This window comes from Vibrio sp. YT-19(2023) (genome assembly GCF_033337395.1).
The window spans coordinates 1-582 of record NZ_JAWOQN010000834.1 but is presented as its reverse complement, the minus strand read 5'-3'; the positions used below and the strand labels follow the sequence as shown (position 1 = coordinate 582).

The window sequence follows — 582 nt, the reverse complement described above, 5'->3', positions numbered from 1 at the left end:
TTGAGGATTCTGCTGGTTACACCTTGTTTGGCTTCACGACGTGCCGTCGATTTGCTGGTTACTTTGATATACAACAGCGAAATGGGCAGTGGATACTGACCGCAGCAATTGATGGTGAACACACGCAAGTGGCGGATTGGGAACACAATCAACTTGAGTCCATTACGATTTTAACTGGCAACTCACTATCCGATCTGTATCAAGAGTTCAGCGAGATGATTGCCGCGCATCATCCTATTCGCAACGGTGTTACGCAGGATGCACCGATAGGCTGGTGTTCTTGGTATGCGTACTATGCCGATGTGACCGAGCAAAATGTTTTAGAAAATGTTGATTGCATGCAAGACAAGCTCGAAGACCTAGAATGGGTACTTCTGGATGATGGCTATCAAGCGTTCATGGGGGATTGGCTTACGCCGTCGGATAAATTCTCTGGCGGTGTGAAGGAGCTAATTCAAAACATTCGCACAAAAGGCAAAAAGCCGGCGATTTGGATGGCTCCTTTCATAGCGCAGCCAGAATCTGAGGTCTTTAAGCAACATCCTGAATGGTTTGTTCGTCATCCTGACGGTCAGTTCCTTA

1 protein-coding gene is annotated in these 582 nt (G+C 47.1%); it reads left to right on the top strand.

What is annotated here, in order from left to right; translation table 11 throughout:
* A partial coding sequence (locus tag R7E78_RS28725; protein ID WP_318058960.1) for an alpha-galactosidase occupies positions 1–582 on the top strand: 582 nt, incomplete at both ends.